Genomic DNA, 9,576 nt, shown 5'->3' with positions numbered 1-9,576 from the left:
ATCGCATCGGCAATGTCGCCTATTCGACCGATTGCGTGGCGCTGCCGGGCGAAAGCCTGGCTCACCTTCATGGGCTCGATCTTTTTATCGTCGATTGCCTGCGCTTCGAGCCGCACAACACCCATGCCCATTTCGATCAGGCCCTGGCCTGGGTCGAGATGCTGCGCCCCAAACACACGATCCTCACGCATATGAACCATCTGGTGGATTACGACGTCATCAAGGCGCGCTGCCCGGCGGGTGTCGAGCCGGCCTATGACGGCCTCGCCATCGAGGTGCCGGACGTAGCGCCTTTCCGCCCCTCTGCCGGTTGAGGATCATGGCTCGGGCGGGTCTCCAGCTGCACGCCCCCGTTCTTTCTCTTGTCTGACACCCTTCCAATCCGCGATCCAACTGCCTTTATTGATTATCCCGGGGCCTGAAAGTGGCCTTCTGAGGGCGATCGCTGGGAACCTTCTCATTATGGAGCGTTAAGAAATGAGATGTGCCGCCCTGACTTGGCGGCGCCGATCTTGTGGGGGACGGGATACCGAGGGGAATGACCGCGCGGATCTACTCGCTCTTTGGGCATCATCACGACACCGATCCAATCGGCCCTGATTCAGCCGGCCCTGAATCAGCCGGCGGGGCGCCGCTTCAGCCGCCGATCCGGCATGAGGGTCTCGCGCGACTGCTGGCTCTCTGGGCGGAATGGGCTGCCCAAGACATTCTTCCCCGCCGGGCGCGCATTCAGCCGGAAGCCTTGCGGCCGTGGCTCGGTCATCTGGCAATCGTCGAACTCACCCGCCTGCCGTTCCGGGCACGGTACCGCTTGGTCGGCACCGCGCTCAATGATTTGGCCGGCGCCGAGCTCACCGGGCGCTATATCGACGAACTTTATTCAAAGCGCATCCGCCGCGAAGTGATGAAAGCCTATGCCGAGGTGGTCGACAGCCGGGCGCCGCATTACCGGCATATGCGCTTCTGGCTGACGCGGCGCACCTTTGGTTATCACCGCCTGATCCTGCCCTTCACGACCGATGGCAGTGGTGTCGACATCTGCCTGTTGGCGCTCTATCCCGACCGGCCTGACATTATCAAAGCTTCCGACTGGCAGCAGGATGTCGATCGCGCCGAACTCGCGCGCTGGTTCGGGCGCAAGCCCTAGCGCCAGATTTCCCCGAGGTTCTCGCCGTTCGTCAGATGCTCGAACCAATCCGGCACGATGCGCGGTGCGCGCCCATCGACATTGGGCGCCGCCAGCCCGGCATCGCGATGACCAAGATTGATCGTGCGGCTCTCGATGCTGAACCGCGTTTTGCCGTCGGTGGCGATGCTGCCATGGAGGTGCTGCCCGGAAAAGGCCAGCATGTCACCGGGTTCCAGCACGACGGGCAGGGCGGCACGCGCCGGCAATTCCTCGGTCAATACCGGCAAAACGGGATAGTGGTCTGCCTTGCCTTCCGCCATCAACCGTTTCAATTCCTCGAAGTCCCAATCGGCACTGCTGTTGGCGACGGCCTGCGCGAAGTATTCCGGGTAGAACAGGATCGTGCGGGTTTCGGCGATGGGATAGAGCGGCGACCACCAATTGATCTGCTGCGGAATATTGGAACCCCAATTGTCGCGATGGGCGGGCAGGGGCAGAATGCGCCGCGCGTGATGCGATGCCTGCCCCGGCACGGCGCGCAATTGCAATGGGTCCCAGTAACAATCCGCTGAATCGAGACCGCATTCGACCAGCGCAGTCTTGAACGTCGCATTGATCTCGGAATCGGTTTTGAAGGCAGCGCGCAGCCGCCGCACGCGTTTGATGAAATCCTCGGGCGCAAGCCTGGCTTCGGCCGTCAGCGGATCGCCGTCCAGTCCCGCGCGCAGCAATGCATCCGCGCGCGTGACCAATGCCGCCAATGCAGGCCGGCGCCGCCAAACGATCAACTCGCCCGCCAGCACCCGCCGCCCGATCTCCAGCGACGGCAGCATCTCATCAATTTGCATCACGTCTGTCATAGCGGAATGCTGGCAAGACCGGACCCAATCAGACCGGCATCCAGCGTCATCGATCGTCTTAATCGCGCCATGGAACGATGCGCCGCAGCCTCAGGTCTTTTCGGCAATATAGTCAGCATAGATTCGCATCGAATATTCCGCATGGTTGATGCGGAAACCTGCCCGTTCGATAAGCCCCGCCATGATCCAGGAGAAGGTGCTGTGTTCGTCGCGGATATGTTGCGCTACTTCGGCGCGGCTATAGCCGGTGTTGGCAGACATCCAGGCGATCCATTCTTCGGAGACGGTGGGTATCTCGGCGGGGTCGCAGGAAAACACCACGTCGCGCAGGAACAAGCGGCCACCCGGTTTCAAGGTTCGATGTAGACGCGCAAGTGCAACACCTTTCCAAAGGTCGGGAAGATGGTGCAGGGCGAATTTACTGGTGATGAGATCCAGCGATGAATCGGGCAGTTCATAGCTGAGGAATCCGGCTCGGTGCGGCACGACATTTGTGAGATTTTGCGCTTTCGCCCGAGCCAGGGTCACGCCCAGCATTTCGGTGGAAATGTCGACCGCATGGGCTTCACGGCAGAGCTTCGCAGCCTCCACGACCAGCATACCGGTGCCGCAGCCAATATCCGCCATAGCTTCATCAACGCCCAGTCCCAGGCCTTCGAGCAACCCGCGATCCTCGGCGGGATCGCCGCCCTGCCGCGCGTCATAGCTGGCAACTTCCGCAGCGTCGTCGAAATTCATGCCCACTTGCGTGAGATCGACATAGTACCAATCCGGACGATCCATGGCACACCTCTCAATGCAGGACTGAAGGCTAGATGTGGGCGATGGCCGGCGTCAATGAGGTGGGCAATGTGGAACCAGCATGGCTCCATGCGTTCACCCAAACACCCCATGCTCGAACAGGAGCTTCACCCCGATAGCGACGAGGCAGAGCCCACCGATGAATTCGGCCCAGCGGCCGAGGATCGGGCCGACCACGCGGGCGATCAGGACGCCGCTTAACGTCATACCGAAGGTGACGAAGCCGATGAGCAGGATCGTCATCGGAATATGGAGGTCCATATAGGCGAGGGTGACGCCGACGGCGGTCGCATCGATGCTGGTTGCCATGGCTGTGGCCATCAAGACGAGGCGGCCGTGACGCTTGGGTTTGGGTGCGTCTTCATCTTCGTTGCCCGCGATGGCCAGGTAGCACATGCGCCCGCCGACCGCGAGCAACAGGGCAAAGGCGATCCAGTGATCGACCGCCTCGATATACCCGCCGATCGTGTAGCCGAGCGCCAGGCCGATGAGTGGGGCGCCCAATTCGAAGAGGCCGAAATAGGCGGCGATGCGCGCGGCCTCACCCAGGCGTGGTTTGTGCAAGGCGGCACCCTTGCCAAGCGACGCGGCGAAGGCATCGGCGGAAAGCGAAAAGGCGAGAGCGAGGGAGGTGGCGATGGTCATCTGCTAGGTCCCGAAGCCAGGTGTGAGTCAGCGGCCACGTGCCTCTCCCGCTGGCTTGTTCGGGATGGGTGCGTGCCACTGGTCTCGTCCGGTTCCGGTCCTTGGGCAGCGGCGCTTAAGCGGCGTCGCACCAAGCATCGAAATCTGCGCATACCATGAAAGATCGCTCTCTCAAGTATGTTGATATGCGCCCTGTCATGTCTCCGGCAGGTAACTACTCCCCAATGCTGGTTTGGCAATAATGTCTGGGAGGATGCCTGTCAAGTTTGGCGCCAGACCTTGGCGCGAGAGACAGCATCTGCAAATCGTTCGCACCAGATGCGACCATCTCGATCTGGCGCGATGATTGCCTCGCCGCCGCGCGGCAATTCCAGTTGGCGGCCAATGCCTTGCGCCGCGAGGGCCGCGCAGCCGAATGCCGTCAGCTCGTCGAAATCCCGCGTCACCAGGTCGCGCCCCAGGGCATTGGCGAGAAAGCGCAGGAAATATGGATTGCGGGTAAGGCCGCCATCGACCGAGATGCGGCCGCCGATGGCAACATTGGCAGCCATCGCGGCGATCACTTCGGCGGTACGCAGGGCAATGCCTTCAATCACCGCCTGGGCCAGATCGACCGCGCTCGTTTCCAGCCCCATGCCGAGCCACATTCCGGCTGCCGACCGATCCCAATGCGGGCACGCGAGACCGGAGAGGGCCGGGACGAAAACCAGGCCGCGCTCGATCGCCGGCGCTGCCGTGAATCTGTTGAGTGCGTCGATATCCGGCACCAGCCCCAGTTTCAGCAGCCAGTCGATCGCAGAACCTGCATTGTAGACGCCGCCATCGAGGGCATAGACGCGCTCGGCGCCGATCTGCCAGGCCAGCGTGGGCAGCAATCCCTGGTCTGGCCGGCGCAGAATTTCGACCCCGGTCACCGCCAATGCGAAGGCGCCGGTGCCGAAGGTGATCTTGGCATCGCCGGCCTTGCGGCAGCCATGGCCGTAAAGTGCTGCCTGCTGATCGACCACGGAAGCCGTTACGGGGGTTCCGCCGATTGCGCCGAAATCGCCCACGGTCGAACGGATTTCCGGCAGTGTTTCGATCGGCACGCCGAAGAGCTCGCACAGCACGGGATCCCAGGTACAGCTCGCCAGATTCATCAGCGAAGTGCGACTGGCAGTGCTGCTGTCCGTGGCGCAGATTCCGGTGAGGCGCTGCAAGAAAAAGGCATCGGTGGTCCCGAGGCGCAGGCGTTTCTGCCTCAGCAGGTCTTTTGCCTCCGGCACATGATCCAGCAGCCAGCGCAGTTTCGCGGCCGAGAAATAGGCATCCAAAGGCAGGCCCGCCCGCGCCAGCGTTTCCGCTTCGGCACCGGATGCCTTCAAACGCTCGATCTTGGCAGCTGTGCGCGAATCCTGCCAGACGATCACCGGCGAGATCGCGCGACCGGTTTCGGCATCCCAGGCGAGGCAGCTTTCCCCCTGATTGTCGATGCCGATCGCATCGACCTTGCCGGCGGCGGCGAGGCAGGCGCGGATATGGACGATCAGTTCTTCCGGATCATGTTCGACCCGTCCGTCGGCACCCAGATGCTGGTGATGCTTGATGCCATGGACGATCCGGGCATTGCCGTCGTCCTCGACACGCAAGGCCCGCGTGGAAGTCGTTCCCTGATCGATCGCGACAATCGCCATGAAATCAGTCCGCCTGGTCGATTGAGATGCGGAGCGTCGCGGCATCGGCCGGGACGGGCAAGGCGGAAAGCGGGATGAGGATGCGCCGCTCCGGCAAAGCCGAGATTCGCTGCCGCCAGACGCGCTGCCCGCCCGCATGCACGACGAGATCACCGCTCACAGCCGCGCTCACCCGCAACTGGATGTAATCGGTAATGCCCTCTCCCTTGGCAGGGAAGGTGAGGCGTTGCGGCACGACGAGCTTGATCGGCGGCGCGTGCTCGATCGTCACCTGGCGTGCGGGTGTTTCGGCCGGCGATACGATGTCCCGCGCCACATCGGTGCCCACGCGGCGCCCTTCGCGCCAGGACCAACCGGCAGTCTCGACGGCGCGTAAAAGATTGCCGGCGGCGAAATAGGCGGCATCGGAGCAACGGCCGATCTGGTCGACGACGGGTCCGCCACTCCCTGGATCGAGCGCCAGATGGCTTCCCCGAACGAGTTCCGACGCCGGCTGGAAACATCCGCTCAGGATTACGCCATCGCAGGCGATCTCGCGCGGGCCGTGCGGCCCTTTCACCAAGACACTCTCGACTTGGGTCCTGCCGCGTATTTCCGCGAGTTGGGTGGAGAGCAGCAAGGGCACGCCGAAGATGCGCGGCGCCCAGGCAATTGGCCAGCGCGCAGTGACGCGGTCATTGGCCTCGATCATCGCGACCGGTCGCATCCCCGCCTTGCGGCAGGTGAGCAAGGCGGAGAACGCGACCAGTTCCGTACCGATGATCACCGGCCGCCGGAAGGGTTGCAGATGTTCCAGATAGGTATAGGCCTGCAGCGCGCCGGTATTGACGATGCCTTGCGGCCGGTCGCCGCCGATGAGGCGTGCGCTGCGCGGCGTTTCGCGCACGCCGGTCGCCAAGATCACGCGCTTGGCCGTAACCGCGATCGCACCCTCGGGGCTCGCGACGTCCAGCATGCCGCCGGCACCCAGGCGAGTGATGGAATGGCGCAAACGGATCTCGACGCCCGCCGCTTTGGCTGCTTCAGCCAGCCGCTTCGCATATTGCGGACCCGTGAGCACACGGTTGAATTCGCGCAGGCCGAAGGGCGGATGCCCGCAATGACGCGGGATGCCGCCGGCGCTGGTCTCGCGCTCGAAGACAACGACTCTCGCAACACCGGCTTCACGCAAGGCCATGGCAGCGGCGAGGCCCGCAGGGCCCCCGCCGATGACCGCGACATCGATTGCAAGAACCTCAGACACGGAAGCGCCCCTTGCTGAGGGCCGCGACATGGGCACCGCAATAGAAACCCTGGCAACGCCCCATGCCGGCCCGCGTGCGGCGCTTCAAGCCGCCAGGATCGCCGGCGGCAAGCGGTCCCTGCAATGCCGCCTCGATCTCGCGCCGCGTCACCATCTCGCAATGACAGACGATCTCGCCATAACCGGGGCGCTGCCAGTCGCGCGCCTCGTGCTCGGCAAGATTGGGCATTTGTGGCCAGACCAGATCGGTCGGCGCGGCGTGCCGGTTTCCCGCCTCGGCATAGAGCGACCAGACATGGCGCGCGATCCCCAGCGCCCCGGTGAGGCCGGTCGAGCGGATACCGCCGACACTGATCCAGTTCTGCGCCGGCTTGGCCGCGATCCGGTATTCCTTGCGCTCGGTCCCGGGCCGCAAGCCGGCATAGGTCGCCGTCACCGGTATCCCGGCAAGGCCCGGCAGGATACGCGCCGCGGCCACGCGCAATTGTTCCAGCATGTCGTGATCGAGGGCGGCGCGGTCGCGCTCCGGCTGTTCTTCCGCCGTCGGCCCGACCAGCACATTGCCGAAGATGGTCCGGCAGACGACGATGCCTTTGGTGCGCTCGGTCGGCACCGGCAGGATGATCGTGCGCAGCAAGGTCGAGGCCGCCTTGTCGTAGACGACGAATTGCCCCTTGCGCGGCCGGATCTCGAAATCGCAAGCGCCAAGGAGGTCGCGTTCCAGATGATCGCCGAACAATCCGGCGCAATTGATCACCAGCCGCGCCGAGATTTTTCCCTGTGCGGTCTGCAACACCCACCCTTCACCGTCGAAATTTCCCGCCGTGACCGCGGCGTTCCGCAGAACCGTGGCACCATGCGCCATCGCCTGTCTGAGATAAGCCAAAGGCGACGACCAGGGATCGATTACATGCTCGCCCGGCACCAGCACGGCCCCCCGCGCGTCGGGCGAAAGATGCGGCTCGCGCGCCAGCAGCTCGGCACGGTCGATGCGGCGCACGTCGGCGACGCCGTTCTGATGCGCTTGTGCCACGATGCCGTCGAGTTTGGCCGCGTCTTCATCGCCCCAGGCGACGACGGCGGCCCCGGTCTCCAGCAGCGGCAGGGCGAAACGCTCCCGGATCTCCAGATATTCCCGGTAGCCATCCTGCATGCAACGGAGTTCCAGGGAACCCGGCGGGGCGTCGAAACCGGTATGGAGGAGGGCGCTGTTGCCCTTGCTGGCCCCGGCCAGGATATCCGGCGCGCGCTCCAGCAGTACCACGCTCGCACCTTCCAGGGCGAAGCGCCGCGCCACGGCGCAGCCGACGACACCGCCGCCGATGACAGCGATGTCCCATTTGCGATCGGCCGCCGCTTGCGGTGTTCCTTCGGCTTCCGGCCGCGCCATGGCTATGATTCATCCCGAACAGGCGTGAAATGCGCCGGGATGTTAGGGTATCGGCGAAGCGAAGGTCAATCGCCGAAGGATGGCGCCGAAGGATGGCGCCGAAGGATGGCGCGGCCATCCCTCGGCGGAAGGGGTTAAAGCGAACGGACGTCGCTGATGAAGCGTTCGATGGTCTGACGGATGGTGGCCGTGTTCTGGCCCAGCAGCCGCGCCGCGTCGAGCACCGTCGCCGTGGCGTTCTGGGTCTGCCCGGCGGCCTGCGCCACGAATTCGATCTTCTCGGAAACCTCCTGGTTGCCCATCGAGGCTTCCTGAATATTGCGCGAGATTTCCTTGGTGGCGGCATTCTGCTCCTCGACCGCCGCCGCGACGCCGCCGGAAATTTCCGACATCTGGCGGATCTGATCGCCGACCGTGCGGATGGAATCGGCCGTCGATTGCGTCGAGTTCTGGATCGAGGAGACCTGGACCGCGATATCCTCGGTCGCGCGCGCCGTCTGGTTGGCGAGGCTCTTCACCTCGTTGGCGACGACCGCGAAACCCTTGCCCGCCTCGCCGGCGCGCGCTGCTTCGATGGTGGCGTTGAGAGCGAGGAGGTTGGTCTGGTTCGAGATCTCGGTGATGAGTCGAACGACGTCGCCGATCTTGGTCGACGCCTCGGTCAGCAGCACGACCCGGTCGGTGGTGTCGTTGATGGCATGGGTCGAGGCCGCGGCAATCGTGGCCTGGCTCGAGACCTGGCGGCTGATCTCCATGATCGAGCTGGAGAGTTCCTCCGTTGCCGCCGCCACGGTCGAGACATTGGCGCTGGCCTCCTGGGCCGCCGCTGCCACCTTCTGCACCTGCTCCAGGGATTCGCTCGAAAGCTTGGTCAGCGATTCCGCGGTGTTGTCGAGATCGCCGGCCGATTTCACCAGGGCTTGCAGAATCGTCTCCACTTCCTGGTCGAAGCCGCGGGCAAGTTCCGTCATGCGTTGTGCGCGCTTTTCACGGGCGGCCTGCTGTTCCGCGGCTTCGCGCTGCAGGCGTTCGTTGTTGCGCATGTTCTCGGCAAAGACAGCGACCGCCGCCGCCATATTGCCGACCTCGTCGGCGCGGGCGGCATAGGGAATCTCGACCGAGGTATTGCCGGCGGCAAGCGCCTTCATGGTGTCGGTAATCGTGCGGATCGGCGAGCCGATCGAGCGCGAAAGCAGGAAGAAGAAGAACACGGCGGCGACCAGCATGATCGCCGCGCTGCCGATCACGGTGAACAGCGTGGTGCCCAGCGCGCTGCTGATTTCGGTATTCGCATGAGCCGTATTGCCCTGGATCGCCGCGGCCAATTCCTTGCTGGCGGCGTCCAGCTTGTCGGTGAGCCGCTCGCCGGCACCGGTCACTTCGATGGCGCGCGCTTCGTTGACCGTGCCCGGGTGCCGCATCTTGGCAAGCTGGGTCGCGACCGGCCCGTCGCGCCATTCCGCGACGGCGGCGCTGATCATATCCAGTTGCGCGATCAGGGCCTGTTCGCCGGCCGCGGCTTCCCTCGCAGCTTGCAAGGCGGCGTCGAATGCGCTGCTCTCGGTTTCATAGGCGCGGGAATAGGCTGAACTGCCGGTCACCAACAGACCGCGGATGAGGTTCTGCATCTTGGCGGCTTCCGCCAGGGTGGCGGCGATGGAACTGGCCTGCCGTTCCGCCGCGTCGCTGACCGCATTGGCGGCCTGGATGCGGAAGGTCTGCATGATCGAGATACCGCCCGAGACGATGATGATCAGGCCCAGCAACGCAAATGCCAGGATGAGCTTCTTCGCAACGGTGAGATTGGCAAAATTCATGATGGGGTGCCTCGTTTC

9 protein-coding genes and 1 riboswitch are annotated in these 9,576 nt (G+C 64.1%); of the genes, 2 read left to right on the top strand and 7 right to left on the bottom strand.

Annotation, left to right across the window (positions count from 1 at the left end):
- Positions 1 to 314 (top strand): MBL fold metallo-hydrolase (locus ACE3PR_RS16975; protein WP_374374356.1); only part of this gene is annotated, 314 nt, incomplete at its 5' end.
- A gap of 224 nt (positions 315 to 538) precedes the next feature.
- Positions 539 to 1,147 (top strand): PAS domain-containing protein, encoded by a 609-nt coding sequence (locus tag ACE3PR_RS16970; protein WP_374374354.1) that lies wholly within the window; start codon positions 539 to 541, stop codon positions 1,145 to 1,147.
- Here the strand turns inward: ACE3PR_RS16970 and ACE3PR_RS16965 are convergent.
- The 7 genes from ACE3PR_RS16965 to ACE3PR_RS16935 form a co-directional block, all read right to left on the bottom strand.
- Positions 1,144 to 1,977, bottom strand: coding sequence for a hypothetical protein (locus ACE3PR_RS16965; RefSeq protein WP_374374352.1), 834 nt, complete (start codon positions 1,975 to 1,977; stop codon positions 1,144 to 1,146). The two genes, ACE3PR_RS16970 and ACE3PR_RS16965, sit on opposite strands and share 4 nt — an antisense overlap.
- 102 nt (positions 1,978 to 2,079) lie before the next feature.
- A complete protein-coding gene (locus ACE3PR_RS16960; RefSeq protein WP_374374350.1) occupies positions 2,080 to 2,727 on the bottom strand; it encodes a class I SAM-dependent methyltransferase in 648 nt (215 codons plus the stop codon).
- Positions 2,728 to 2,865: 138 nt separating this feature from the next.
- Positions 2,866 to 3,435: a manganese efflux pump MntP family protein gene (locus tag ACE3PR_RS16955; protein ID WP_374374348.1), complete on the bottom strand. Its 570-nt coding sequence runs from the start codon at positions 3,433 to 3,435 to the stop codon at positions 2,866 to 2,868.
- 58 nt (positions 3,436 to 3,493) lie between these two features.
- Positions 3,494 to 3,670, bottom strand: a riboswitch (yybP-ykoY riboswitch).
- A 25-nt stretch (positions 3,671 to 3,695) separates the two neighbouring features.
- Entirely contained in the window at positions 3,696 to 5,108 is a 1,413-nt protein-coding gene (locus ACE3PR_RS16950) for an FGGY family carbohydrate kinase (protein WP_374374346.1), read from the bottom strand.
- A 4-nt stretch (positions 5,109 to 5,112) separates the two neighbouring features.
- Positions 5,113 to 6,351, bottom strand: coding sequence for an NAD(P)/FAD-dependent oxidoreductase (locus tag ACE3PR_RS16945; RefSeq protein WP_374374345.1), 1,239 nt, complete (start codon positions 6,349 to 6,351; stop codon positions 5,113 to 5,115).
- Positions 6,344 to 7,741 carry an NAD(P)/FAD-dependent oxidoreductase gene (locus ACE3PR_RS16940; protein WP_374374343.1) on the bottom strand — a complete coding sequence of 466 codons (1,398 nt, stop codon included), beginning with the start codon at positions 7,739 to 7,741 and terminating at the stop codon, positions 6,344 to 6,346. The genes ACE3PR_RS16945 and ACE3PR_RS16940 overlap by 8 nt, the downstream gene beginning before the upstream one ends.
- 134 nt (positions 7,742 to 7,875) lie before the next feature.
- Positions 7,876 to 9,558 carry a methyl-accepting chemotaxis protein gene (locus tag ACE3PR_RS16935; protein ID WP_374374341.1) on the bottom strand — a complete coding sequence of 561 codons (1,683 nt, stop codon included), beginning with the start codon at positions 9,556 to 9,558 and terminating at the stop codon, positions 7,876 to 7,878.
- Between the last annotated feature and the right edge of the window lie 18 nt (positions 9,559 to 9,576).

It is taken from the genome of Dongia sp. (genome assembly GCF_041909655.1).
Taxonomy (GTDB): domain Bacteria; phylum Pseudomonadota; class Alphaproteobacteria; order Dongiales; family Dongiaceae; genus Dongia.
The sequence above is the reverse complement of the archived record's forward strand: the minus strand, read 5'-3'. Positions and strand labels throughout refer to the sequence as shown.

Coding starts and splice junctions, on each gene's coding strand:
- ACE3PR_RS16970 (WP_374374354.1), top strand. CDS start 539: ATGACCGCGCGGATCTACTCGCTCTTTGGGCATCATCACGACACCGAT.
- ACE3PR_RS16940 (WP_374374343.1), bottom strand. CDS start 7,741: ATGGCGCGGCCGGAAGCCGAAGGAACACCGCAAGCGGCGGCCGATCGC.
- ACE3PR_RS16960 (WP_374374350.1), bottom strand. CDS start 2,727: ATGAATTTCGACGACGCTGCGGAAGTTGCCAGCTATGACGCGCGGCAG.
- ACE3PR_RS16965 (WP_374374352.1), bottom strand. CDS start 1,977: ATGCAAATTGATGAGATGCTGCCGTCGCTGGAGATCGGGCGGCGGGTG.
- ACE3PR_RS16935 (WP_374374341.1), bottom strand. CDS start 9,558: ATGAATTTTGCCAATCTCACCGTTGCGAAGAAGCTCATCCTGGCATTT.
- ACE3PR_RS16955 (WP_374374348.1), bottom strand. CDS start 3,435: ATGACCATCGCCACCTCCCTCGCTCTCGCCTTTTCGCTTTCCGCCGAT.
- ACE3PR_RS16950 (WP_374374346.1), bottom strand. CDS start 5,108: ATGGCGATTGTCGCGATCGATCAGGGAACGACTTCCACGCGGGCCTTG.